The sequence below is a fragment of the Pseudomonas sp. Soil_N_39 genome, assembly GCF_057655955.1.
Genome location: NZ_JBDGLI010000011.1, coordinates 1 through 26058, shown reverse-complemented (window position 1 = coordinate 26058; position 26058 = coordinate 1). Strand labels below are relative to the sequence as shown.

General features: G+C 55.5%; 27 protein-coding genes, 4 tRNA genes and 1 rRNA gene. All 32 read right to left on the bottom strand.

All coding sequences use genetic code 11. The features are described from left to right. Positions 1–18 precede the first annotated feature (18 nt). The 32 genes from rpsQ to rrf all read right to left on the bottom strand — a co-directional run bounded on the left by rpsQ (position 19) and on the right by rrf (position 25839). Positions 19–285, bottom strand: a complete 267-nt coding sequence (gene rpsQ / locus AC3A5O_RS17210) for a 30S ribosomal protein S17 (protein ID WP_003194644.1) — start codon at positions 283–285, stop codon at positions 19–21. Between the two features lie 2 nt (positions 286–287). Beyond that, positions 288–479: a 50S ribosomal protein L29 gene (gene rpmC, locus AC3A5O_RS17205; RefSeq protein WP_002555481.1), complete on the bottom strand. Its 192-nt coding sequence runs from the start codon at positions 477–479 to the stop codon at positions 288–290. Beyond that, positions 479–892, bottom strand: a complete 414-nt coding sequence (gene rplP, locus AC3A5O_RS17200) for a 50S ribosomal protein L16 (RefSeq protein ID WP_003186052.1) — start codon at positions 890–892, stop codon at positions 479–481. The genes rpmC and rplP overlap by 1 nt, the downstream gene beginning before the upstream one ends. Positions 893–904: 12 nt before the next feature. Next, entirely contained in the window at positions 905–1591 is a 687-nt protein-coding gene (rpsC, locus tag AC3A5O_RS17195; protein ID WP_003176422.1) for a 30S ribosomal protein S3, read from the bottom strand. 13 nt (positions 1592–1604) lie between these two features. Continuing rightward, positions 1605–1937, bottom strand: coding sequence for a 50S ribosomal protein L22 (gene rplV, locus AC3A5O_RS17190; RefSeq protein WP_003103908.1), 333 nt, complete (start codon positions 1935–1937; stop codon positions 1605–1607). 11 nt (positions 1938–1948) lie between these two features. Next, a complete protein-coding gene (gene rpsS / locus AC3A5O_RS17185; protein WP_002555486.1) occupies positions 1949–2224 on the bottom strand; it encodes a 30S ribosomal protein S19 in 276 nt (91 codons plus the stop codon). A gap of 16 nt (positions 2225–2240) precedes the next feature. Continuing rightward, positions 2241–3065, bottom strand: coding sequence for a 50S ribosomal protein L2 (gene rplB / locus AC3A5O_RS17180; protein WP_003186055.1), 825 nt, complete (start codon positions 3063–3065; stop codon positions 2241–2243). Positions 3066–3079: 14 nt separating this feature from the next. Continuing rightward, positions 3080–3379: a 50S ribosomal protein L23 gene (gene rplW, locus AC3A5O_RS17175; protein ID WP_002555488.1), complete on the bottom strand. Its 300-nt coding sequence runs from the start codon at positions 3377–3379 to the stop codon at positions 3080–3082. Next, a complete protein-coding gene (gene rplD / locus AC3A5O_RS17170; RefSeq protein ID WP_003186057.1) occupies positions 3376–3978 on the bottom strand; it encodes a 50S ribosomal protein L4 in 603 nt (200 codons plus the stop codon). The genes rplW and rplD overlap by 4 nt, the downstream gene beginning before the upstream one ends. Before the next feature lie 12 nt (positions 3979–3990). Further along, a complete protein-coding gene (rplC, locus tag AC3A5O_RS17165) occupies positions 3991–4626 on the bottom strand; it encodes a 50S ribosomal protein L3 (protein ID WP_003186059.1) in 636 nt (211 codons plus the stop codon). 80 nt (positions 4627–4706) lie between these two features. Further along, positions 4707–5018, bottom strand: a complete 312-nt coding sequence (gene rpsJ, locus AC3A5O_RS17160) for a 30S ribosomal protein S10 (protein ID WP_003186070.1) — start codon at positions 5016–5018, stop codon at positions 4707–4709. Positions 5019–5174: 156 nt separating this feature from the next. Next, positions 5175–6368, bottom strand: coding sequence for an elongation factor Tu (tuf, locus tag AC3A5O_RS17155; protein ID WP_003186071.1), 1194 nt, complete (start codon positions 6366–6368; stop codon positions 5175–5177). Between the two features lie 30 nt (positions 6369–6398). Continuing rightward, on the bottom strand, positions 6399–8504 hold the full coding sequence (gene fusA, locus AC3A5O_RS17150) for an elongation factor G (RefSeq protein ID WP_014340475.1): 2106 nt from the start codon (positions 8502–8504) through the stop codon (positions 6399–6401). Positions 8505–8534: 30 nt separating this feature from the next. Then, complete coding sequence (gene rpsG, locus AC3A5O_RS17145) at positions 8535–9005, bottom strand: 30S ribosomal protein S7 (RefSeq protein ID WP_003186074.1); 471 nt, start codon at positions 9003–9005, stop codon at positions 8535–8537. 102 nt (positions 9006–9107) lie between these two features. Next, positions 9108–9479: a 30S ribosomal protein S12 gene (rpsL, locus tag AC3A5O_RS17140; RefSeq protein WP_003186084.1), complete on the bottom strand. Its 372-nt coding sequence runs from the start codon at positions 9477–9479 to the stop codon at positions 9108–9110. 216 nt (positions 9480–9695) lie between these two features. Continuing rightward, complete coding sequence (gene rpoC / locus AC3A5O_RS17135; RefSeq protein ID WP_047230482.1) at positions 9696–13895, bottom strand: DNA-directed RNA polymerase subunit beta'; 4200 nt, start codon at positions 13893–13895, stop codon at positions 9696–9698. 64 nt (positions 13896–13959) lie between these two features. Further along, positions 13960–18033 carry a DNA-directed RNA polymerase subunit beta gene (rpoB, locus tag AC3A5O_RS17130; RefSeq protein ID WP_053125867.1) on the bottom strand — a complete coding sequence of 1358 codons (4074 nt, stop codon included), beginning with the start codon at positions 18031–18033 and terminating at the stop codon, positions 13960–13962. 220 nt (positions 18034–18253) lie between these two features. Further along, complete coding sequence (gene rplL / locus AC3A5O_RS17125; protein WP_053125869.1) at positions 18254–18619, bottom strand: 50S ribosomal protein L7/L12; 366 nt, start codon at positions 18617–18619, stop codon at positions 18254–18256. 78 nt (positions 18620–18697) lie between these two features. Further along, positions 18698–19198 carry a 50S ribosomal protein L10 gene (gene rplJ, locus AC3A5O_RS17120; RefSeq protein ID WP_122566146.1) on the bottom strand — a complete coding sequence of 167 codons (501 nt, stop codon included), beginning with the start codon at positions 19196–19198 and terminating at the stop codon, positions 18698–18700. A gap of 198 nt (positions 19199–19396) precedes the next feature. After that, a complete protein-coding gene (gene rplA, locus AC3A5O_RS17115; RefSeq protein ID WP_003186095.1) occupies positions 19397–20092 on the bottom strand; it encodes a 50S ribosomal protein L1 in 696 nt (231 codons plus the stop codon). Next, the gene (gene rplK, locus AC3A5O_RS17110) at positions 20092–20523 is read right to left on the bottom strand and encodes a 50S ribosomal protein L11 (RefSeq protein ID WP_003176435.1); all 432 of its coding nucleotides are present in this window, start codon (positions 20521–20523) and stop codon (positions 20092–20094) included. Before rplK ends, rplA begins: the two co-directional genes overlap by 1 nt. Positions 20524–20640: 117 nt before the next feature. After that, positions 20641–21174, bottom strand: a complete 534-nt coding sequence (gene nusG / locus AC3A5O_RS17105; protein WP_003186097.1) for a transcription termination/antitermination protein NusG — start codon at positions 21172–21174, stop codon at positions 20641–20643. Between the two features lie 9 nt (positions 21175–21183). Beyond that, positions 21184–21552, bottom strand: a complete 369-nt coding sequence (secE, locus tag AC3A5O_RS17100) for a preprotein translocase subunit SecE (RefSeq protein WP_003206102.1) — start codon at positions 21550–21552, stop codon at positions 21184–21186. A gap of 45 nt (positions 21553–21597) precedes the next feature. Next, a tRNA-Trp gene (locus AC3A5O_RS17095) sits at positions 21598–21673 on the bottom strand. Positions 21674–21726: 53 nt separating this feature from the next. Beyond that, positions 21727–22920, bottom strand: a complete 1194-nt coding sequence (tuf, locus tag AC3A5O_RS17090; RefSeq protein ID WP_003186103.1) for an elongation factor Tu — start codon at positions 22918–22920, stop codon at positions 21727–21729. A gap of 84 nt (positions 22921–23004) precedes the next feature. Further along, positions 23005–23080, bottom strand: a tRNA-Thr gene (locus AC3A5O_RS17085). Positions 23081–23106: 26 nt separating this feature from the next. Beyond that, positions 23107–23180: transfer RNA gene (locus AC3A5O_RS17080), tRNA-Gly, on the bottom strand. Between the two features lie 24 nt (positions 23181–23204). Continuing rightward, positions 23205–23289 (bottom strand) — tRNA-Tyr (locus AC3A5O_RS17075). Positions 23290–23431: 142 nt separating this feature from the next. Next, positions 23432–23887, bottom strand: a complete 456-nt coding sequence (locus tag AC3A5O_RS17070) for a hypothetical protein (RefSeq protein WP_487753477.1) — start codon at positions 23885–23887, stop codon at positions 23432–23434. A 7-nt stretch (positions 23888–23894) separates the two neighbouring features. Then, positions 23895–24644, bottom strand: coding sequence for a pantothenate kinase (locus tag AC3A5O_RS17065; RefSeq protein ID WP_305491198.1), 750 nt, complete (start codon positions 24642–24644; stop codon positions 23895–23897). After that, on the bottom strand, positions 24634–25590 hold the full coding sequence (birA, locus tag AC3A5O_RS17060; protein ID WP_305491199.1) for a bifunctional biotin--[acetyl-CoA-carboxylase] ligase/biotin operon repressor BirA: 957 nt from the start codon (positions 25588–25590) through the stop codon (positions 24634–24636). The genes AC3A5O_RS17065 and birA overlap by 11 nt, the downstream gene beginning before the upstream one ends. A gap of 133 nt (positions 25591–25723) precedes the next feature. Then, positions 25724–25839, bottom strand: a 5S ribosomal RNA gene (gene rrf, locus AC3A5O_RS17055). Positions 25840–26058 lie beyond the last annotated feature (219 nt).

The window sequence follows — 26058 nt, the reverse complement described above, 5'->3', positions numbered from 1 at the left end:
TTCTCCGACCCCTAGCCCTTAGACTTCCACAGCGCGTTCGAGAACATCAACCAGCGCCCAAGACTTGGTCTTGGCCATCGGACGAGTTTCACGAATAGTGACTTTGTCGCCGATGTGGCACTGATTGGTTTCGTCGTGCGCGTGCAGCTTAGTCGAACGCTTAACGTATTTACCGTAGATCGGGTGCTTAACGCGACGCTCGATCAGAACGGTGATGGTTTTGTCCATCTTGTCGCTGACAACACGGCCAGTCAGCGTACGGACAGTTTTTTCGGCTTCAGCCATGATTACTTACCTGCCTGCTGGTTGAGCACAGTTTTCACGCGAGCGATGTCACGCTTAACTTGCGAGAGCAGATGAGACTGCCCCAACTGGCCAGTTGCTTTCTGCATACGCAGATTGAACTGGTCGCGCAGCAGGCCGAGCAGTTGCTCGTTCAGCTGCTGTGCTGATTTTTCACGAAGTTCATTCGCTTTCATCACATCACCGTCCGTTTAACAAAGGAGGTGGCGAGCGGCAGCTTTGCAGCAGCCAGGGCGAAAGCCTCACGCGCCAGCTCTTCAGAAACACCCTCGATTTCATACAGGACTTTGCCTGGCTGAATCTGGGCAACCCAGTACTCCACGTTACCCTTACCTTTACCCATCCGAACTTCGAGTGGCTTCTTGGTGACAGGCTTGTCCGGGAATACACGGATCCAGATCTTGCCGCCACGTTTTACGTGACGGGTCAGAGCACGACGCGCTGACTCGATCTGACGAGCGGTGAGACGACCACGAGCAACAGACTTCAGCGCGAACTCGCCGAAGCTGACTTTGCTACCGCGCAATGCCAGGCCACGGTTGTGGCCGGTCATCTGCTTGCGGAACTTCGTACGCTTTGGTTGCAACATTTGGCGTACCCCTTACTTAGCAGCTTTTTTACGAGGCGCTGGTGCTTGTGGTTTCAGTTCTTCTTGGCGACCACCAATTACTTCGCCTTTGAAGATCCAAACCTTTACACCGATCACACCGTAAGTGGTGTGAGCTTCGTAGTTGGCATAGTCGATGTCGGCACGCAGGGTGTGCAGTGGCACACGACCTTCGCGATACCATTCAGTACGTGCGATTTCAGCACCGCCGAGACGACCGCTCACTTGGATTTTGATGCCTTTGGCACCAATGCGCATGGCGTTCTGTACAGCGCGCTTCATAGCGCGACGGAACATTACGCGACGCTCCAGCTGCTGAGCTACGCTCTGCGCAACCAGCATACCGTCGAGCTCCGGCTTGCGGATCTCTTCGATATTGATGTGCACAGGCACACCCATTTGCTTGGTCAGGTCCTGACGCAGTTTCTCAACATCTTCACCTTTCTTCCCGATAACGATACCTGGACGAGCGGTGTGGATGGTGATACGTGCAGTCTGCGCCGGACGATGGATATCGATACGGCTTACGGACGCGCTTTTTAGTTTGTCTTGGAGATACTCACGCACCTTCAGATCAGCGAACAAGTAGTCCGCATAAGTCCGACCGTCTGCGTACCAGACGGAGGTGTGCTCCTTGACGATTCCCAGGCGAATGCCAATGGGATGTACTTTCTGACCCATCTCTTCGACTCCGTTACTTGTCAGCAACCTTGACAGTGATATGGCAAGACCGCTTGACGATGCGATCAGCACGGCCTTTGGCACGTGGCATGATGCGCTTCAGCGAACGCCCTTCGTTGACGAAAACGGTGCTGACCTTCAGGTCATCAACGTCTGCGCCTTCGTTATGCTCGGCGTTGGCTACGGCCGACTCCAGCACTTTCTTCATGATCTCGGCGGCTTTCTTACTGCTGAAAGCCAACAGGTTGAGCGCTTCGCCCACCTTCTTCCCGCGGATCTGGTCGGCGACCAAGCGGGCTTTCTGGGCGGAGATTCGAGCGCCCGACAACTTAGCGGCTACTTCCATTTCCTAACCCCTTAACGCTTGGCTTTCTTGTCTGCCACGTGCCCGCGATAAGTGCGGGTACCGGCGAACTCGCCCAGTTTGTGGCCGACCATGTCTTCGTTCACGAGAACTGGGACGTGTTGACGACCGTTGTGTACTGCGATGGTCAGACCGACCATTTGTGGCAGGATCATCGAACGACGCGACCAGGTCTTAACTGGTTTGCGATCGTTCTTTTCCGCCGCCACTTCGATCTTCTTCAGTAGGTGAAGATCAATAAAAGGACCTTTTTTCAGAGAACGTGGCACTGTCGTATCCCTCTATTTACTTGCGACGACGGACGATCATTTTGTCGGTACGCTTATTACCACGAGTCTTCGCGCCCTTAGTCGGGAAGCCCCATGGCGATACCGGATGACGACCACCAGAGGTACGACCTTCACCACCACCATGTGGGTGGTCAACCGGGTTCATGGCAACACCACGAACGGTTGGGCGAACGCCACGCCAGCGCTTGGCACCAGCTTTACCCAACGAACGCAGGCTGTGCTCGGAGTTCGAGACTTCGCCCAGGGTCGCACGGCATTCAGCCAGTACTTTACGCATCTCACCAGAACGCAGACGCAGGGTCACGTAGACACCTTCACGAGCGATCAGCTGAGCCGAAGCACCAGCGGAACGAGCGATCTGTGCGCCTTTACCTGGCTTCAATTCGATGCCGTGTACGGTGCTACCAACTGGAATGTTACGCAGTTGCAGAGCGTTGCCCGGCTTGATCGGTGCCAGGGCACCTGCGATCAGCTGGTCGCCAGCACTCACGCCCTTAGGCGCGATGATGTAGCGACGCTCGCCATCTGCGTACAGCAGCAGAGCGATGTGAGCAGTACGGTTTGGATCGTATTCGATACGCTCGACGGTGGCAGCGATGCCATCCTTGTCGTTGCGACGGAAGTCGACCAGACGATAATGCTGCTTATGACCACCACCGATGTGACGAGTGGTAATACGGCCATTGTTGTTACGACCACCAGACTTCGATTTTTTCTCGAGCAGCGGTGCGTGAGGAGCGCCTTTATGCAGCTCCTGGTTGACCACCTTGACCACAAAACGGCGGCCAGGGGAAGTCGGTTTGCATTTAACGATTGCCATGATGCACCCCTTCCTTACTCAGCACTGCTGCTGAAATCGAGATCTTGGCCTGGCTGAAGGGAGATAACTGCCTTCTTCCAGTCATTACGCTTGCCCAGACCGCGAGCAGTGCGCTTGCTTTTACCCAGAACGTTCAGGGTAGTCACGCGCTCTACTTTCACGCTGAACAGGCTTTCGACGGCCTTCTTGATTTCCAGCTTGGTTGCGTCAGTAGCAACCTTGAAAACGAACTGGCCTTTCTTGTCTGCCAGAACCGTAGCCTTCTCGGAAACGTGCGGGCCAAGCAGAACTTTAAATACGCGTTCCTGGTTCATCCCAGCAGCTCCTCGAATTTCTTCACGGCCGACACGGTGATCAACACCTTGTCGTATGCGATCAGACTGACCGGATCGGAACCCTGCACGTCACGAACGTCGACGTGTGGCAGGTTGCGAGCAGCCAGGTACAGGTTCTGATCAACAGCGTCAGACACGATCAGGACGTCAGTCAGGCCCATGCCGTTCAGCTTGTTCAGCAGATCTTTGGTTTTCGGTGCTTCAACAGCGAAGTCCTGAACCACGACCAGACGATCAGTACGCACCAGCTCAGCAAGGATGGAACGCATTGCTGCGCGGTACATCTTCTTGTTCAGCTTCTGGGAGTGATCCTGAGGACGAGCTGCGAAAGTGGTACCGCCGCCACGCCAGATTGGGCTACGGATAGTACCGGCACGAGCACGGCCAGTACCTTTCTGACGCCATGGGCGCTTGCCGCCACCGGAAACGTCGGAACGGGTCTTTTGCTGCTTGCTACCTTGACGGCCGCCGGCCATGTAGGCCACGACTGCTTGGTGAACCAGCGTCTCGTTGAATTCGCCGCCAAATGTCAGTTCGGAAACTTCGATCGCTTGAGCGTCATTTACATTTAATTGCATGTCAGCTTCCCCTTAACCGCGAGCCTTGGCTGCTGGACGTACAACCAAGTTGCCGCCAGTAGCGCCAGGAACAGCGCCCTTGACCAACAACAGATTGCGTTCAGCGTCCACGCGCACTACTTCGAGGGACTGCACGGTCACGCGCTCAGCGCCCATATGACCGGACATTTTTTTGCCCTTGAATACACGACCAGGAGTCTGGCACTGGCCGATAGAGCCTGGAACGCGGTGGGATACGGAGTTACCGTGGGTGTTATCTTGCCCGCGGAAGTTCCAACGCTTGATCGTACCCTGGAAGCCTTTACCCTTGGACTGACCGGTTACATCAACCAGTTGGCCAGCGGCGAAGATTTCAGCGTTGATCAGATCGCCGGCCTGGTACTCGCCTTCTTCAAGGCGGAATTCCATTACGGTACGACCAGCGGCAACGTTCGCCTTGGCGAAGTGGCCAGCCTGAGCTGCTGTTACACGCGAAGCACGACGCTCGCCGACAGTGACTTGCACTGCACGATAGCCATCGGTCTCTTCAGTTTTGAACTGGGTGACGCGATTCGGCTCGATCTCAATGACCGTGACCGGAATGGAGACACCTTCTTCGGTGAAAATACGGGTCATACCGCATTTACGACCGACTACACCAATAGTCATGTTGTAAACCTCATGAGTGTACGGGGCTTTCACCCGCTATGGCCGCCCATTTCAGAGCGTTACACGACTAAGACCGAGTCTTAGCCGAGGCTGATCTGCACTTCCACACCGGCCGCAAGATCGAGCTTCATAAGTGCATCAACGGTTTTATCCGTTGGCTGGACGATGTCCAGAACGCGCTTATGAGTACGGATCTCGTACTGGTCACGCGCGTCTTTGTTGACGTGCGGGGAGACCAGAACGGTGAACCGCTCTTTACGGGTAGGCAGTGGAATTGGACCACGCACTTGAGCACCAGTACGTTTCGCGGTTTCCACGATTTCCTGGGTGGATTGGTCGATCAGGCGATGGTCGAAAGCCTTCAACCTGATACGGATTTGCTGATTTTGCATTGGATTTCAGACTCCGGCTGCTATTCCCACCGAGCGCAATACGCCCGTTAAAAGGAGGCGCAATTCTATAGACGCCCCATATAGGTGTCAACCCAATAAAAAAGCCCCCGCTGGGCGGGGGCTTTTTCAGCTCATCGAAGCTGACTCAAAAAGAGCTTACTCGATGATTTTGGCTACGACGCCAGCGCCGACGGTACGACCGCCTTCACGGATAGCGAAGCGCAGACCGTCTTCCATTGCGATGGTCTTGATCAGGGTGACAACCATTTTGATGTTGTCGCCTGGCATTACCATTTCAACGCCTTCCGGCAGTTCGCAGTTACCGGTCACGTCAGTGGTCCGGAAGTAGAACTGTGGACGGTAGCCTTTGAAGAACGGAGTGTGACGACCGCCTTCTTCTTTGCTCAGAACGTACACTTCAGCTTCGAACTTGGTGTGCGGCTTGACCGAACCTGGCTTGACCAGAACCTGGCCACGCTCAACGTCGTCACGCTTGGTACCGCGCAGCAGAACGCCGCAGTTCTCGCCAGCACGACCTTCGTCGAGCAGTTTACGGAACATTTCAACACCGGTGCAGGTGGTGACGGTGGTGTCACGCAGACCTACGATTTCCAGTGGATCCTGAACCTTGACGATACCGCGCTCGATACGACCAGTCACAACAGTACCGCGACCGGAGATCGAGAACACGTCTTCGATTGGCATCAGGAACGGCTTGTCGATAACACGAACTGGTTCTGGGATGTAGCTGTCCAGAGTTTCTACCAGACGCTTGACAGCGGTGGTACCCATTTCGTTGTCGTCTTGGCCGTTCAGAGCCATCAGAGCCGAACCGATGATGATTGGAGTGTCATCACCTGGGAAGTCGTAAGTGCTCAGCAGATCGCGCACTTCCATCTCAACCAGTTCCAGCAGCTCAGCGTCGTCAACCATGTCAGCCTTGTTCAGGAAGACAACGATGTACGGAACGCCTACCTGACGGGACAGCAGGATGTGCTCACGGGTTTGTGGCATCGGACCATCAGCGGCCGAGCAAACCAGGATAGCGCCGTCCATCTGGGCAGCACCAGTGATCATGTTCTTCACGTAGTCAGCGTGACCTGGGCAGTCAACGTGAGCGTAGTGACGAATCGAAGAGTTGTACTCAACGTGCGCGGTGTTGATGGTAATACCACGAGCCTTTTCTTCCGGAGCGCTGTCGATTTTGTCGAAAGCAACAACGGCCGAACCGAAAACTTCGGAGCAGACGCGAGTCAGAGCAGCAGTCAGAGTGGTTTTACCGTGGTCAACGTGACCAATGGTGCCAACGTTGACGTGCGGTAGGGAACGATCAAATTTTTCTTTAGCCACGACAATTAACTCCTTGCCTAAAGGGCTGAATCAGCCTTGCTTTTTGGTAACAGTCTCGACGATATGCGACGGAGCTGTATTGTATTTTTTGAATTCCATAGAGTAGCTTGCGCGACCCTGAGACATGGAACGAACGTCGGTCGCGTAACCGAACATTTCACCCAACGGAACCTCGGCACGAATAACCTTGCCGGAAACCGTATCTTCCATACCCAGAATCATGCCACGACGACGGTTAAGGTCGCCCATGACATCACCCATGTAGTCTTCAGGCGTAACGACTTCTACTGCCATGATCGGCTCGAGCAACTCACCACCGCCCTTCTGGGCCAGTTGCTTGGTTGCCATGGAAGCAGCCACCTTGAACGCCATCTCGTTGGAGTCGACGTCGTGGTAAGAACCATCGAACACTGTTGCCTTCAGGCCGATCAGCGGATAGCCGGCAACAACGCCGTTCTTCATCTGCTCTTCGATACCCTTCTGGATCGCCGGGATGTATTCCTTAGGAACCACACCACCTACGACTTCGTTCACGAATTGCAGACCTTCCTGACCTTCGTCAGCAGGTGCAAAACGGATCCAGCAGTGACCGAACTGGCCACGACCACCGGATTGACGAACGAACTTGCCTTCGATTTCACAGTTCTTCGTGATGCGCTCACGATAGGAAACCTGAGGCTTACCGATGTTGGCTTCGACGTTGAACTCACGGCGCATCCGGTCAACCAGGATGTCCAGGTGCAACTCGCCCATGCCGGAGATGATCGTTTGACCAGTCTCTTCATCAGTCTTGACACGGAAAGACGGGTCTTCCTGAGCAAGCTTGCCCAGAGCGATACCCATTTTTTCCTGGTCGTCCTTGGTCTTAGGCTCAACGGCAACCGAAATAACCGGCTCCGGGAAGTCCATGCGAACCAGGATGATTGGCTTGTCGCCGTTGCACAAAGTCTCACCAGTGGTGACGTCCTTCATGCCGATCAAGGCCGCGATGTCACCAGCGCGTACTTCCTTGATCTCTTCGCGAGCGTTTGCGTGCATTTGCACCATACGACCCACGCGCTCTTTCTTGCCTTTTACAGAGTTGATCACGCCGTCGCCGGAGTTCAACACGCCCGAGTAAACACGGACAAAGGTCAAGGTACCCACGAATGGGTCGGTAGCGATCTTGAACGCCAGAGCCGAGAACGGCTCGTTGTCGTCTGCATGACGCTCCAGCTCGACAGACTCGTCATCCGGGTCAGTACCCTTGATGGCAGGAATGTCGGTTGGCGCAGGCAGGAAGTCGATAACGGCGTCGAGAACCAGGGGAACACCCTTGTTCTTGAAGGAAGAACCACAAACAGCCAGGACGATCTCGCCAGCGATGGTACGCTGACGCAGAGCAGCCTTGATCTCCTCGTTGGTGAGCTCTTCACCTTCGAGGTACTTGTTCATCAGCTCTTCATTGGCTTCGGCCGCAGCCTCAACCATGTTGCCGCGCCACTTCTCGGCTTCTTCCAGCAACTCTGCAGGAATGTCCTTGCGAACAGGGACCATGCCTTTGTCAGCATCGTTCCAGTAGACAGCTTGCATGTTGATCAGATCGATCTGACCCTGGAAGTTGTCTTCGGAACCGATAGCCAACTGGATCGGCACCGGAGTGTGACCCAGACGCTGCTTGATCTGACCGATCACGCGCAGGAAGTTGGCACCAGCACGGTCCATCTTGTTCACATAAACAAGACGTGGAACGCCGTATTTGTTGGCCTGACGCCATACGGTTTCCGACTGAGGCTCAACACCCGAGGTACCGCAGAATACAACCACGGCACCGTCGAGTACGCGCAGGGAACGTTCTACTTCAATGGTGAAGTCAACGTGGCCCGGGGTATCGATGACGTTGAAGCGGTGCTCGTCCTTGTACTGCTTCTCGGAACCCTTCCAGAAAGCGGTAATGGCAGCAGAAGTAATGGTAATACCACGCTCCTGCTCCTGCACCATCCAGTCGGTGGTCGCGGCGCCATCATGCACCTCGCCCATCTTGTGACTTTTGCCAGTGTAAAAAAGGACGCGCTCGGTGGTGGTGGTTTTACCAGCATCCACGTGAGCAACGATACCGATGTTACGGTAGCGGTTAATCGGTGTAGTACGAGCCATAAAGCCCTCGCAAATTGAGTGACGCTAAAATTAGAAGCGGTAGTGCGAGAAAGCCTTGTTGGCTTCAGCCATACGGTGCACGTCTTCACGCTTCTTAACTGCAGCACCTTTACCTTCAGCAGCGTCCAACAGTTCACCAGCCAAACGCAGAGCCATGGACTTCTCGCCGCGCTTGCGGGCGAAGTCTACCAGCCAGCGCATTGCCAGGGCGTTACGACGGGACGGACGAACTTCGACCGGAACCTGGTAAGTAGCACCGCCTACACGGCGCGACTTTACTTCGACCAGCGGAGCGATGGCGTCGAGAGCTTTCTCGAAGATTTCCAGGGGATCGCTGTTCTTGCGTTCCTTAACTTTGTCCAGTGCGCCATAAACGATACGCTCGGCAACGGCTTTCTTGCCGCTTTCCATTACGTGGTTCATGAACTTGGCGAGAATCTGGCTTCCGTATTTCGGATCGTCCAGAATCTCACGTTTGGCTGCTACGCGACGTCTTGGCATTGATAAGCCCTCAAACGGTCTTCAGGTTAGCCCGGGACAGCAGATGCGTGCCCGACCTTACTCTTATCGACTCAATAAAATTAAAAACTGCTAAACGGCCGATTATTTCGGACGCTTGGTACCGTACTTCGAACGACCTTGGTTACGACCTTTAACGCCGGAAGTATCCAAAGAGCCGCGAACGGTGTGGTAACGAACACCTGGCAAGTCTTTTACACGACCGCCGCGGATCAGTACCACGCTGTGTTCTTGCAGGTTGTGGCCTTCACCGCCGATGTACGAGGAAACCTCGAAACCGTTGGTCAGACGCACACGGCATACTTTACGCAGTGCCGAGTTAGGTTTTTTCGGCGTGGTGGTATACACACGGGTGCATACGCCACGACGTTGCGGGCAGTTCTGCAGCGCAGGCACGTCGGATTTCTCGACGATACGCTTACGCGGCTGACGTACCAGCTGGTTGATAGTTGCCATCTACTAGCTCCACTGTTGTCTTGCGACGCTATTGTCTTACAAGAAAAGCAAAATGGCAGGAACGAATTCCCGCCAAATTTAGGGGATCAAGAGTCTAAAGAGGATCTTGTCCCCAGTCAAGGCAAGGCCCCGACCTCCCCGCTCGCCGGATCTCGACAATTTGTCTCGATCCGCAGAACGGGGCGACCAGGGCCAGGCACTCAATTACCGCAGAACTCAGTTACCACTCGAGTTCAGTGCTTCGGTCAGTGCAGCTTCCACTTCACTGGCGCTTACGCGCAACGGCTTGTCGGCATCACGGCGACGCTTGCGTTCGCTGTGATAGGCCAAACCGGTACCGGCCGGGATCAGACGACCCACGACCACGTTTTCTTTCAGGCCACGCAGGTAATCGCGCTTGCCGGTTACCGCCGCTTCGGTCAGTACGCGAGTGGTTTCCTGGAAGGAAGCCGCCGAGATGAACGATTCGGTGGACAACGACGCCTTGGTGATACCCAGCAGCACGCGAGTGAACTTGGAGACAAACTTGTCTTCGGTCGCCAGGCGCTCGTTTTCCACCAGTACGTGAGTCAGTTCCATCTGGTCGCCCTTGATGAAACTCGAGTCGCCGGATTCAGCGATCTCGACCTTACGCAGCATCTGACGCAGGATGGTCTCGATGTGCTTGTCGTTGATCTTCACGCCTTGCAGACGGTAAACGTCCTGGATCTCGTTCACGATGTACTTGGCCAGCGCACTCACACCCAGCAGACGCAGGATGTCGTGTGGATCGCTCGGGCCGTCCGAGATCACTTCGCCGCGGTTTACCTGTTCGCCTTCGAAGACGTTCAGGTGACGCCACTTTGGAATCAGCTCTTCGTACGGATCGCTACCGTCGTTCGGTGTAATGACCAGGCGGCGCTTGCCCTTGGTCTCTTTACCGAACGCGATGGTGCCGCTGACTTCAGCCAGAATCGAGGCTTCTTTCGGACGACGGGCTTCGAACAAGTCGGCAACACGCGGCAGACCACCGGTGATGTCGCGAGTTTTCGAAGTTTCCTGCGGGATACGGGCGATAACATCACCGATCGCGATCCGCGCACCGTCCGCAACACCGACCAGGGCGTTGGCTGGCAGGAAGTACTGAGCGATTACGTCAGTGCCTGGCAGCAACAGATCCTTGCCGTTGTCGTCGACCATCTTCACGGCCGGACGGATGTCCTTGCCGGCAGCTGGACGATCTTTTGCGTCGAGTACTTCAATGTTGGTCATACCGGTCAATTCGTCAGTCTGACGCTTGATCGTGATGCCTTCTTCCATGCCCACGTAGGTCACGGTACCTTTCATTTCGGTAACGATTGGGTGAGTGTGCGGGTCCCACTTGGCCACGATGGCACCAGCGTCGACCTTGTCACCTTCCTTGACCGAAATCACAGCACCGTAAGGCAGCTTATAGCGCTCGCGCTCGCGACCGAAGTCGTCAGCGATGGCCAGCTCACCGGAACGCGACACTGCCACCAGGTGGCCGTCCACGCGCTCTACGTGCTTGAGGTTGTGCAGACGGACAGTACCGCCATTTTTCACCTGAACGCTGTCAGCTGCAGAGGTCCGGCTTGCCGCACCACCGATGTGGAACGTACGCATCGTCAGCTGGGTACCCGGTTCACCGATGGACTGGGCAGCGATAACGCCGACCGCTTCACCGATGTTCACCTGGTGACCACGAGCCAGGTCGCGACCGTAGCACTTGGCGCAGATGCCATAGCGGGTTTCGCAACTGATCGGCGAACGTACGATCACTTCGTCGATGCTGTTGAGTTCGATGAACTCGACCCACTTCTCGTCAACCAGGGTGCCAGCAGGAACGATCACGTCCTCGGTACCCGGCTTGAATACGTCACGGGCGATGACACGACCCAATACGCGCTCACCCAGCGGCTCTACAACGTCACCGCCTTCAATGTGCGGAGTCATTACCAGGCCGTGTTCGGTGCCGCAATCGATCTCGGTCACGACCAGATCCTGGGCAACGTCTACCAGACGACGAGTCAGGTAACCGGAGTTCGCCGTTTTCAACGCGGTATCCGCAAGACCCTTACGAGCACCGTGAGTGGAGATGAAGTACTGAAGTACGCTCAAACCTTCACGGAAGTTCGCGGTGATCGGGGTCTCGATGATGGAGCCGTCCGGCTTGGCCATCAGGCCACGCATACCGGCGAGCTGACGGATCTGCGCAGCAGAACCCCGTGCGCCCGAGTCGGCCATCATGTACATCGAGTTGAAGGACTCTTGGTCGACTTCGTTGCCATGACGATCGATGACTTTCTCTTTCGAGAGGTTGGCCATCATCGCCTTGGATACTTCGTCGTTCGCCTTGGACCAGAGGTCGATTACCTTGTTGTACTTCTCGCCCTGGGTTACCAGGCCGGAGGCGTACTGGCTTTCGATCTCTTTCACTTCTTCGGTAGCAGCACCGATGATGCGAGCTTTTTCGTCCGGGATAACGAAGTCGTTAACACCGATGGAAACGCCGGAAATGGTCGAATAGGCAAAACCGGTGTACATCAACTGGTCAGCGAAGATCACGGTCTCTTTCAGACCAACCACGCGGTAGCACTGGTTGATCAGCTTGGAGATCGCCTTTTTCTTCATCGGCAGGTTGACGACGTCGAAGGACAGACCTTTTGGCACAACCTGGAACAACAACGCACGGCCGACGGTGGTGTCGACGATACGAGTGTTGGTCACGCTGCCGCCATCACGATCGTTCACGGTTTCGTTGATCCGCACCTTGACCTTGGCGTGCAGTGCGGCTTCACCGGCACGGAACACACGGTCAACTTCCTGCAGATCCGCGAACACACGACCTTCGCCCTTGGCGTTGATCGCTTCACGCGTCATGTAGTACAGACCCAATACAACGTCCTGCGACGGAACGATGATTGGCTCACCGTTGGCTGGCGACAGGATGTTGTTGGTCGACATCATCAACGCACGCGCTTCGAGCTGGGCTTCCAGCGTCAGCGGTACGTGCACGGCCATTTGGTCGCCGTCGAAGTCGGCGTTGTACGCAGCACAGACCAGCGGGTGCAGCTGGATAGCCTTACCTTCGATCAATACCGGTTCAAACGCCTGGATACCCAGACGGTGAAGGGTCGGTGCACGGTTGAGCAGAACCGGGTGTTCGCGAATCACTTCAGCGAGAACGTCCCAGACCTCTGGCAGCTCGCGCTCGACCATCTTCTTGGCGGCTTTGATGGTGGTCGCCAGACCACGCATTTCCAGCTTGCCGAAAATGAACGGCTTGAACAGCTCCAGAGCCATTTTCTTAGGCAGACCGCACTGGTGCAGACGCAGGGTCGGGCCTACGGTAATTACCGAACGACCGGAGTAGTCAACACGCTTACCGAGCAAGTTCTGACGGAAACGACCCTGCTTACCCTTGATCATGTCAGCCAGGGATTTCAGAGGACGCTTGTTGGAACCTGTGATAGCGCGGCCACGACGACCGTTGTCGAGCAGCGCATCGACGGCTTCCTGCAACATACGCTTTTCGTTGCGCACGATGATGTCCGGAGCGGACAGATCGAGCAGGCGCTTCAAGCGGTTGTTACGGTTGATCACTCGACGATACAGATCGTTGAGGTCGGAAGTCGCGAAGCGACCGCCATCGAGCGGAACCAGTGGACGCAGGTCTGGCGGCAGTACCGGCAGAACGGTCAGCACCATCCACTCTGGCAGGTTGCCGGAACCCTGGAAGGCTTCCATCAACTTCAGACGCTTGGACAGCTTCTTGATCTTGGTTTCGGAGTTGGTTTGCGGAATTTCTTCGCGCAGGCGGCCAATCTCGTGCTCCAGGTCGATAGCGTGCAGCAGTTCGCGGACAGCTTCGGCACCCATGCGGGCATCGAAATCGTCGCCGAACTCTTCCAGCGCTTCGAAGTACTGCTCGTCGTTGAGCAACTGACCTTTTTCAAGGGTGGTCATGCCTGGGTCGATAACGACGTAGCTCTCAAAGTAGAGAACACGCTCGATATCACGCAGGGTCATGTCCATCAGCAGGCCGATACGGGACGGCAGCGATTTCAGGAACCAGATGTGGGCAACTGGCGAGGCCAGTTCGATGTGCGCCATGCGCTCACGACGAACTTTTGCCAGCGCGACTTCAACGCCGCACTTCTCGCAGATCACACCACGGTGCTTCAAGCGCTTGTACTTACCGCACAGGCACTCGTAGTCCTTCACCGGGCCAAAGATCTTGGCGCAGAACAGGCCGTCACGCTCAGGTTTGAACGTACGGTAGTTAATGGTTTCCGGCTTTTTAACTTCACCGAACGACCACGAACGGATCATCTCAGGCGAGGCCAATCCAATACGGATGGCGTCGAACTCTTCGACTTGACCCTGGTTTTTCAGCAAATTCAGTAGGTCTTTCAAGGCCTTTCCTCCTGGCGGAGCAGAGAGCGGGCAAAACAGCCCCGCTCTCGATTCGCGTCACGTGTTATTCGGTTTCCAGATCGATATCGATGCCGAGGGAACGAATTTCCTTGATCAACACGTTGAAAGACTCGGGCATGCCCGGCTCCATACGGTGATCGCCGTCCACGATGTTTTTGTACATCTTGGTCCGGCCGTTCACATCGTCCGACTTCACTGTGAGCATTTCTTGCAGAGTGTATGCAGCACCGTACGCTTCCAGTGCCCAGACCTCCATCTCCCCGAAACGCTGACCACCGAACTGCGCCTTACCACCCAGCGGCTGCTGGGTAACCAGGCTGTAAGAACCGGTAGAACGAGCGTGCATCTTGTCGTCTACCAAGTGGTTCAGCTTCAGCATGTACATGTAGCCAACGGTAACCGGGCGCTCGAACTTGTTGCCGGTACGGCCGTCGAACAGCTGCATCTGGCCGCTCTCCGGCAGGTCTGCCAGTTTCAGCATGGCCTTGATTTCGCTTTCCTTGGCACCGTCGAACACCGGAGTAGCCATTGGAACGCCGCCGCGCAGGTTCTTCGCCAGATCCAGGATTTCCTGGTCGGAGAAGGTGTCCAGCTCTTCGTTGCGGCCGCCGATCTCGTTGTAGATCTCGTGCAGGAACTTACGCAGGTCAGCGACCTTGCGCTGCTCTTCGATCATACGGTTGATCTTCTCGCCCAAGCCCTTGGCCGCGAGGCCCAGGTGGGTTTCAAGGATCTGACCAACGTTCATACGCGAAGGTACGCCCAACGGGTTGAGGACCACATCGACCGGGGTGCCGTTGGCATCGTGCGGCATGTCTTCAACCGGCATGATCACGGAGACCACACCCTTGTTACCGTGACGACCGGCCATCTTGTCGCCCGGCTGGATGCGACGACGGATTGCCAGGTAAACCTTGACGATTTTCAGCACGCCCGGAGCCAGGTCATCGCCCTGCTGCAGTTTGCGCTTCTTGTCTTCGAACTTGTCGTCCAGCAGACGGCGGCGATCAACGATATAGGCCTGGGCCTTCTCGAGTTGCTCGTTCAGAGCATCTTCAGCCATGCGCAGTTTGAACCACTGGCCATGCTCAAGACCGTCGAGAACTTCGTCGGTGATTTCCTGACCTTTCTTCAGGCCGGCGCCGCCTTCGGCCTTGTGGCCGACCAGAGCGGAGCGCAGACGCTCGAAAGTTGCGCCTTCAACGATACGGAACTCTTCGTTCAGGTCCTTGCGGATCTCGTCGAGTTGAGTCTTCTCGATGGACAGTGCACGAGCATCACGCTCAACGCCGTCACGGGTGAAGACCTGTACGTCGATGACGGTACCCTTGGTGCCGGTAGGCACACGCAGGGAGGTGTCTTTAACGTCGCTGGCTTTTTCACCGAAGATGGCACGCAGCAGTTTTTCTTCCGGAGTCAGCTGGGTCTCGCCTTTCGGAGTGACCTTGCCGACCAGGATGTCGCCTGCGCCTACTTCAGCACCTACGTAAACGATACCGGCTTCGTCCAGCTTGTTCAGTGCGGCTTCACCCACGTTCGGGATGTCCGCAGTGATTTCCTCTGGGCCAAGCTTGGTGTCACGGGCCACACAGGTCAGTTCCTGAATGTGGATCGTGGTGAAGCGATCTTCCTGAACCACACGCTCGGACAGGCAGATGGAGTCTTCGAAGTTGAAGCCGTTCCATGCCATGAACGCGATGCGCATGTTCTGACCCAGTGCCAGCTCACCCATATCGGTGGACGGACCGTCGGCCATGATGTCGCTGCGCTGAACCCGATCACCCTTGCTCACCAGCGGACGCTGGTTGATGCAGGTGTTCTGGTTGGAGCGGGTGTATTTGGTCAGGTTGTAGATGTCGACACCGGCTTCGCCAGTTTCAACTTCGTCATCGGCAACACGAACCACGATACGGCTGGCGTCGACGGAGTCGATCACGCCGCCACGACGAGCCACGACGCAAACGCCGGAGTCACGGGCTACGTTACGCTCCATGCCGGTACCGACCAGCGGCTTGTCGGCACGCAGGGTGGGTACAGCTTGACGCTGCATGTTCGAACCCATCAACGCACGGTTGGCGTCGTCGTGCTCGAGGAACGGGATCAGCGACGCTGCAACCGAAACTACCTGCTTCGGCGATACGTCCATCAAGGTGACGTCTTCCGGCGCCTTGACGGTGAACTCGTTCAAGTGACGAACAGCTACCAGCTCGTCGATCAGGACTTTCTTGTCGTTCATCGTGGCCGAAGCCTGAGCGATCACGTGATCAGCTTCTTCGATGGCGGACAGGAACACGATCTCGTCGGTGACCAAGGCGTCTTTCACCACACGGTACGGGCTCTCGAGGAAGCCATACTGGTTGGTGCGCGCATAGGCGGCCAGGGAGTTGATCAGACCGATGTTCGGACCTTCCGGCGTTTCGATCGGGCAGACACGACCGTAGTGAGTCGGGTGTACGTCACGAACTTCGAAGCCTGCGCGCTCACGGGTCAGACCGCCCGGGCCGAGTGCGGAAACACGACGCTTGTGGGTGATCTCGGACAGCGGGTTGTTCTGGTCCATGAACTGGGACAGCTGGCTCGAACCGAAGAACTCCTTCACCGCCGCAGCCACTGGCTTGGCGTTGATCAAGTCTTGCGGCATCAGGCCTTCGCTTTCAGCCATCGACAGACGTTCCTTGACCGCACGCTCTACGCGCACCAGGCCAACACGGAACTGGTTCTCGGCCATCTCGCCTACACAGCGAACACGACGGTTACCCAGGTGGTCGATGTCATCGACGATGCCTTTGCCGTTACGGATGTCGACCAGGGTCTTGAGGACCGCAACGATGTCATCCTTGTTCAGCACGCCCGAACCTTCGATCTCGGTACGACCGATACGACGGTTGAACTTCATCCGACCGACCGCAGACAGGTCATAGCGCTCAGGGCTGAAGAACAGGTTGTTGAACAGGGTCTCGGCTGCATCCTTGGTTGGCGGCTCGCCAGGACGCATCATGCGATAGATCTCGACCAAGGCTTCCAGTTGGTTGCCGGTGGAGTCGATCTTCAGCGTGTCGGAGATGAACGGACCGCAGTCGATGTCGTTGGTGTACAGCGTCTCGATGCGAACGACCTGGGCCTTGGCGATTTTTGCCAGGATCTCGGTGTTCAGCTCGGTGTTGCACTCTGCCAGGATCTCGCCGGTGGCCGGATGCACGATGACCTTGGCCGTGGTGCGGCCCAGGACGTAGTCCAGAGGCACCTGCAGCTCTTTGATCCCGGCTTTTTCCAGCTGGTTGATGTGGCGAGCGGTGATACGACGACCTTGCTCGACAATAACCTTGCCTTTGTCATCCTGGATATCGAGGACAGCGATTTCACCACGCAGGCGCTGAGGCACCAGTTCCAGGCTGAGGTTTTCACCTTGCACGTGGAAGACGTTGGTGGTGTAGAACGCGTCCAGCACTTCTTCGGTGGTATAGCCGAGCGCGCGCAGCAGTACCGATGCAGGCAGCTTGCGACGACGGTCGATACGCACGAATACGCAGTCTTTCGGGTCGAACTCGAAGTCCAACCACGAACCGCGGTAAGGAATGATGCGCGCGGAGTAAAGCAGTTTGCCGGAGCTGTGCGTCTTGCCACGGTCGTGGTCGAAGAACACGCCCGGAGAACGGTGCAGCTGGGAAACGATTACACGCTCGGTACCGTTGATTACGAAGGTACCGTTTTCAGTCATCAGGGGGATTTCACCCATGTAGACTTCTTGCTCTTTGATGTCCTTGATCGCTTTGTTCGACGATTCTTTGTCGAAAATGATCAGGCGCACTTTTACCCGCAAAGGTACGGCGTAAGTCACACCGCGCAATACGCATTCTTTGACATCAAATGCCGGTTCGCCCAGGCGATAACCGACGTACTCCAGCGCAGCATTGCCGGAGTAGCTGATGATCGGGAAAACGGATTTGAAGGCCGCATGCAGGCCCACGTCGCGGAACTGATCTTTAGTCGCTCCCGCTTGCAAGAATTCACGATACGAATCCAGCTGGATGGCCAGGAGGTACGGCACATCCATGACGTCCGGCAACTTGCTAAAGTCCTTGCGGATACGTTTTTTCTCAGTATATGAGTAAGCCATCAGCGTTCCCCAGCTTGGTCACCTGCTTGTTTGGCCCCTCCCGACGGGAGCAGCCAGAAAATCGTGCAAACCCCATGGTTTGCGCCACCACATCGGGTGGTTACAGCTCGCGATCAGCACCGACCCAGTCGGCTGCCAATAACGGAAAAAGGCCGGTGGCAAGAGCCACCAGCCATCAGCCTGTCGCTTAACGCTCGGGCTGGAGACGCAAAGTCGATGCTTACTTCAGCTCGACTTTAGCGCCTGCTTCTTCCAGAACTGCTTTGGCTTTGTCAGCTGCGTCTTTGGCAACAGCTTCCAGAACCATGGCAGGAGCGCCGTCAACTACAGCCTTGGCTTCTTTCAGGCCCAGACCGGTCAGTTCACGTACTGCCTTGATCACGTTTACTTTCTTCTCGCCAGCTTCGGTCAGCATGACGTTGAATTCGGTTTGCTCTTCAACAACAGCGGCAGCAGCAGCTGGACCAGCGGAAGCAGCAGCAGCGGAAACGCCGAATTTTTCTTCGAAAGCTTTGATCAGCTCAACAACCTGCAGAACCGACATTTCAGCTACGGCGTTGAGGATATCGTCTTGGGAGATAGACATTACTGTATTTCCTGAATTGGGGGACGGCCTACGCGGCCATCGAAATAAACAAAAAAGCGCGAAAGAAAGTGCTCAGCCTTAGGCTGCGGCAGCTTCTTTTTGCTCGCGAACTGCAGCCAGAGTACGAGCCAGCTTGCTGGTGGCGCCTTGAATCACGCTCATCAGCTGCGAAATGGCTTCGTTGCGGGTCGGCAGTGTTGCCAGTACATCGATCTGATTAGCTGCGAGGAACTTGCCCTCGAACGCAGCTGCCTTGATCTCGAACTTGTCCTGACCCTTGGCGAACTCCTTGAACAAACGGGCAGCAGCGCCTGGATGATCTTTGGAAAACGCGATCAGGGTCGGGCCGGTGAACACGTCGTTGAGAACACTGTATTCAGTGCCAGCAACAGCGCGCTTGAGCAGGGTGTTACGTACGACACGTACGTAAACGCCAGCTTCACGGGCCTCTTTACGGAGTCCGGTCATTGCGCCTACTGTTACGCCACGGGCATCAGCCACGACAGCGGACAGAGCGACTTTGGCAGCCTCGTTGACTTCAGCGACGATGGCCTTCTTGTCTTCGAGATTAATTGCCACGGGTTTAACTCCTGCTTGTTACCGTTTCATCCGATCGAAACCGAATGTCGTTTTGGTGTCTGATTCGGTAAGGAACCGGGAGCACCATCTGCGTAGGCTTGTGGTTTAAGACTTGCGTCGCCTACGGTCTTGGACAGCCCCCGCCAGGCAGGGACCCCAATTTTTTGATTGGCGCGATTGCTCGCGCCAACCTGAGTCTTACGCGTCGAGCGAGCTCTGATCGATGACCAGACCTGGGCCCATAGTGGTGCTCAGGGTAACGCGCTTGACGTAGATACCTTTCGAAGAAGCTGGCTTGATACGCTTCAGATCAGCGATCAGGGCCTCAACGTTTTCCTTCAGCTTGACGGCGTCGAAGCCGATCTTGCCAACGGAAGTGTGGATGATGCCGTTTTTGTCGGTGCGATAACGAACCTGACCAGCCTTGGCGTTTTTGACCGCAGTGGCTACGTCTGGCGTTACGGTGCCGACTTTAGGGTTAGGCATCAGACCACGTGGACCGAGGATCTGACCCAACTGACCCACAACGCGCATGGCATCCGGGGATGCGATCACTACGTCATAGTTCAGGTCGCCGCCCTTCATTTCAGCAGCCAGATCGTCCATGCCTACGCGGTCAGCACCAGCAGCCAGAGCAGCTTCAGCTGCTGGGCCCTGGGTGAAGACAGCTACACGAACGGTCTTGCCAGTGCCGTGTGGCAGCACGGTAGCGCTACGAACGACCTGGTCGGATTTACGTGGGTCAACGCCCAGGTTTACAGCAACGTCGAACGACTCGCTGAACTTGACAGTCGACAGCTCAGCCAGCAGAGCGGCGGCGTCTACAAAGTTGTAGGCCTTGCCTGCTTCGATTTTGCCGGCGATAGCCTTTTGACGCTTGGTCAGCTTAGCCATTACACACCCTCCACGTTAAGGCCCATGCTACGAGCAGAACCGGCGATAGTACGCACGGCTGCATCCATATCAGCTGCAGTCAGATCCGCGTTTTTGGTTTTCGCGATTTCTTCCAGCTGTGCACGGGTAACGGTGCCAACCTTAACGGTGTTTGGACGAGCGGAACCGCTGGTCAAACCTGCAGCCTTCTTCAGCAGAACCGAAGCTGGGGTGCTTTTTGTTTCGAAGGTGAAGCTACGGTCGCTGTAGACAGTGATGATCACTGGAGTCGGCAGACCTGGCTCAAGACCCTGAGTACGGGCGTTGAAGGCCTTACAGAATTCCATGATGTTCACGCCGTGCTGACCCAGTGCAGGACCAACAGGTGGGCTTGGGTTAGCCTGAGCGGCCTTCACTTGCAGCTTGATGTAAGCGGTAATTTTCTTGGCCATGAGGCACTCCAATTACGGGTTCGAACGCCTCGAAAGGCTCCCCGGTTACTTGCGCGTTTATCCCAGTGACGACAAAACCCCACAGCCTTGGGCTGCGGGGTTGGGATGCCTGCTCAATCAGACCTTTTCGACCTGACTGAACTCTAGCTCTACCGGAGTAGAGCGACCGAAAATGAGCACTGCCACTTGGATCCGGCTCTTTTCGTAGTTAACTTCTTCAACCGTGCCATTGAAATCAGCGAATGGACCGTCGGTGACACGTACAACCTCACCCGGCTCAAACAAAGTCTTCGGCTTCGGCTTGTCGCTACCATCAGCGACTCGACGCAGAATCGCTTCCGCCTCTTTATCCGTGATCGGCGCAGGCTTATCGGCAGTACCGCCAATGAAACCCATCACCCGAGGGGTATCCTTGACCAAGTGCCAAGTCCCTTCGTTCATGTCCATCTGTACCAGCACGTAGCCCGGAAAGAACTTACGTTCACTTTTGCGCTTCTGGCCATTACGCATCTCAACCACTTCTTCAGTGGGGACCAGAATCTCGCCAAAGCCATCTTCCATGCCAGCCAGCTTTACGCGCTCTACCAGCGAGCGCATGACATGCTTCTCGTAACCCGAGTAAGCATGCACAACGTACCAACGCTTAGCCACGGGACACCCTTAGCCAACAATCAAGGAAACAAGCCAGCCGAGCAGGGAATCAAGCCCCCACAACAGCAACGCCATTACCAGAACAACAGCCACAACGATCAACGTGGTCTGCGTGGTTTCTTGGCGAGTCGGCCATACGACTTTACGAATCTCGGTGCGAGCTTCCTTAGCGAGTACAAAGAAAGACTTGCCCTTGGCTGTCTGCAGGCCTACAAAGGCAGCTACAGCAGCAATGGCGAGCAATGCAAGTACGCGGTACAGGATCGGCGAAGCAGAATAATACTGATTGCCAACAACGCCAATAACCACCAAAGCGACTACCACTAGCCACTTGAGCAGATCGAAGCGAGAGCCTTGAGCTTCAGCTTTAGGAGTCATCTATGAAGATCCTGTGAAAAGAAAGCCAGACACACCAAGTGAATCTGGCAGGTCAGGAGGGAATCGAACCCCCAACCTACGGTTTTGGAGACCGTCGCTCTGCCAATTGAGCTACTGACCTAAAACAAAATCAGGCCGACCATTATGCCGGCCCGAAAAAGACATTACAACTATTTACTCGATGACTTTAGCTACGACACCAGCGCCGACGGTACGACCGCCTTCACGGATAGCGAAACGCAGACCGTCTTCCATCGCAATGGTCTTGATCAGGGTAACAGTCATCTGAATGTTGTCACCAGGCATTACCATTTCAACGCCTTCTGGCAGCTCGCAGTTACCAGTCACGTCAGTTGTACGGAAGTAGAACTGTGGACGATAGCCTTTGAAGAACGGAGTATGACGACCGCCTTCTTCCTTGCTCAGAACGTAAACTTCCGCTGTGAACTTGGTGTGCGGCTTGACGGTGCCTGGCTTGACGAGAACCTGGCCACGCTCAACATCGTCACGCTTGGTACCACGCAGCAGCACCCCGCAGTTCTCGCCAGCACGACCTTCGTCGAGCAGCTTGCGGAACATCTCAACACCAGTACAGGTAGTTTTCTGAGTATCGCGCAGACCAACGATCTCAACTTCTTCCTGGATACGGACAATGCCACGCTCAACACGACCAGTCACAACAGTACCGCGACCAGAGATCGAGAACACGTCTTCGATTGGCATCAGGAACGGCTTGTCGATAGCGCGCTCTGGCTCTGGGATGTAGCTATCCAGAGTCTCCACCAGCTTCTTGACAGCAGTGGTGCCCATCTCGTTGTCATCTTGGCCGTTCAGAGCCATCAGAGCCGAACCGATGATGATTGGAGTGTCATCACCTGGGAAGTCGTAAGTGCTCAGCAGATCGCGCACTTCCATCTCAACCAGTTCCAGCAGCTCAGCATCGTCAACCATGTCAGCCTTGTTCAGGAAGACAACGATGTACGGAACGCCTACCTGACGGGACAGCAGGATGTGCTCACGGGTTTGCGGCATCGGACCATCAGCGGCCGAGCAAACCAGGATCGCGCCATCCATCTGGGCAGCACCGGTAATCATGTTTTTTACGTAGTCGGCGTGACCTGGGCAGTCAACGTGTGCGTAGTGACGCACGGCCGAATCGTATTCAACGTGAGCGGTGTTGATGGTGATACCGCGAGCTTTCTCTTCCGGGGCACTGTCGATCTTGTCGAAGTCAACCTTGGCCGAACCGAAAACTTCGGAGCAGACGCGGGTCAGAGCTGCGGTCAGCGTGGTTTTACCGTGGTCAACGTGACCAATGGTACCAACGTTGACGTGCGGCTTATTACGTTCGAACTTTTCCTTAGCCATCGAAATCACCCCTAGGAGAAGAATTTAGCGAGTCACACAAGCCATTAAAACAAAGGCAGATATTTGCATATCTGCCTTGTTATATGGAGCTCTTGAGCGGATTTGAACCGCTGACCTCACCCTTACCAAGGGTGTGCTCTACCAACTGAGCTACAAGAGCAAAACACTTTGCACAACCTGCAAACTTGGAGCGGGTAGCGGGAATCGAACCCGCATCATCAGCTTGGAAGGCTGAGGTTCTACCACTAAACTATACCCGCGGAGCTTGCAGCTCACGCTAAAAATGGTGGAGGGGGAAGGATTCGAACCTTCGAAGTCGTAGACGTCAGATTTACAGTCTGATCCCTTTGGCCGCTCGGGAACCCCTCCTAAGCGAGCCGGCATTCTATATCATGCCAGCCTTCTGTCAAGCATTTTCTCATTAAAAACCTGAGGTTAGCTGCGTTGACGTCGCTTCGTATCGCTTACCTGGAAAGGTCTTCGCTGCGAAGCGGGCGCCATTCTATGCAAACTACCCTGCGGGTGCAACCCCCTCGCATGGCATTATTTTATGTTTTAACTCATTGAATTCTTTAGAAAGGTTTTGAAGCAGCGTTTCATTCACCTTTGCCGTACTTTCTTGGGAAACCTGAATCCAGAACCCTCCCCCCTCAGGGGCATTCTGTGAACCCGACGCCACGAAACGACCAAGGACACTCGAAGCTGCCAAACGCTGCTCCAACTGCCTGGCCAGCTCCGGACGGGCAAAACCACCCAGGTAGACACAGGTTTGGGGCGTCTCACCGGGCCTGGCTGAATCACGCCTGACAAGGGCGTCAGCCGTTTCGCTCAAGAGATGAATATCCTGCTGCGAACCGCGATACAAACTCAGCGGCGTAACATCCTTGGCGCGAAGCGGAGCCTCCTGCTGATGCCAGATGTAGTAGAAGACATTCAAAACCAGCAACAACAGAAACAGCCACCGCATAGAAACCTCAAGACAAAGGACAGGCCATCGCCAAGCCAACAAAAACCAGGTCAGGCACCACCCTGGCGTCTGGAACAACCCCAGAAACCAGATTGGCATCCCCCCCTGTAAGAAACACCACGAAATCCTTTCCCCAATATTGCTGCGCCAATTCAAGCTGAGTCAGGACAAATCCCCTGAGCATCAGCATGCAACCGCGCTCGACCGCCTCGACAGTCGCACGACCTGGAGCGAGGCTCTCGTGGGCTCGCTCGGCCGCTATATCGTCATAGCGAATTTTTCGCGTGTGGGTACGCAATTGATTGCGCATCAGCGGCATACCAGGACAAATGAATCCTCCGAGATGCTCCCCATTCGCCGCCACGAAATCAGCCGTAACAGCAGTACCAAAATCAAGGACCAGGCACGCCCCTGAAGCGAGATGAAAACCGCCAAGCAGGGCCAGCCATCGATCGAGACCTAACCGCTCGTAATCCTCGTAGCCGTTCCTCACACCCGCCATTTCCCGGGCAGGCACAGCACGAACCACCGACACCCCGAACACATCAACCAGCGAAGCAACCAATGAGTCCGTCTCCGCCAAGGTCCTCACGCTAACAAGACGACACTTCTTGAGCTGGAATTTCCCTGCATCAGTCAGACTCGCCAGCAGATCGTCGTCAGAGCTGACTACGCCACCCTCGACCGGTGTTATTCCGTCAGGGCGAAGCACGCGCCATTTGATGAAGCTGTTGCCGCAGTCGAGCTCAAGAATCATCACGCAACCTCAAACTGAGCTCACCACCGCTAAAGTTTTTTTCCACACCATCTACCTTCAAACGCAGCGCACCCTGGTGATCAATGCCCAGCACGATGCCGTCAATTTTATTAACACCGGCAATTAGAGACACAGCTCGGCCCTGCCAAAGATGGTATTGCTCCCATTCCGACTGGATCGCAGCAAACCCCGATGCATGATGAAGCTCCAGATATTGTTGTAGCTTCACACTCAATAGCGCCACCAGCTCATTTCGATCGAAATCCCTGCCCGCCTCAAGACACATGGACGTCCATTGCTGATCAACCTCATCAGTCGCTTGCATGTTTACATTAATCCCTACACCCAGGACGACATGGCAAACGTCTGCAGGATCTCCCACCAATTCGAGCAGAATGCCGGCAATCTTCTTCTCACCCACCAGGACATCATTGGGCCATTTCAACCCTGCCCCTGCGATGCCCATGTCGCGCAAGACATGCATGACAGCAAGCCCGACAACCAGGCTAAGGCCTTCGATCTGCCGCATGCCGCCATCAATGCGTAACACCAGGCTGTGATAGAGGTTTTCAGCAAACGGACTGACCCACTTACGACCGCGGCGACCGCGACCCGCTATCTGTCGCTCAGCCAAGACCAGGAACGGCGCAGCCCCCCCACGCTCGATGAAACGCAGCGCCTCGGCGTTAGTGGAATCGATGGAGTCAAATATATGGATAGGCCATTCATGAAGGCCTTTTGCGCAGATTTCTGCCGCATCCAAAAGCAACAGGGGCTTAGCCAACTGATACCCCCTGCCTCGAACTTTATGTACAGACAATCCTAAATCCGCCTCCAAATGCTGCAACTGCTTCCACACAGCACTACGACTGATGCCCAATGCGACACCCAGCGCCTGCCCCGAATGAAAGCGGCCATCCTTCAGAAGTTTTAGCAACGTGAGCATGCGGACTGCGCCCTGATAATGAGGCCCGCATGATAGCCATGCACAAGACAGTTGCATAGAAACACAAAATGACTTTCCTGCGGGCAAAACAAAACCCCTACCTGCATCAGCAGATAGGGGTTTCGGAATTTAATCTTGACGATGACCTACTCTCACATGGGGAAACCCCACACTACCATCGGCGATGCATCGTTTCACTACTGAGTTCGGGATGGGATCAGGTGGTTCCAATGCTCTATGGTCGTCAAGAAATTCGGTAGCCGGTGCGTGCCTTGCGGTCACGTGCCAGCGAATGGGTATGCGATAGTTTGTGTGCTGCTTGTGAGTATCTCGAACTTTCGGTTCGTTTCGTCTTCACACACCGCAATCTGGTCTCTTTGCCTTTGGGCTTGGAGTTACAAATTGCTTGGGTGTTATATGGTCAAGCCTCACGGGCAATTAGTACAGGTTAGCTCAACGCCTCACAGC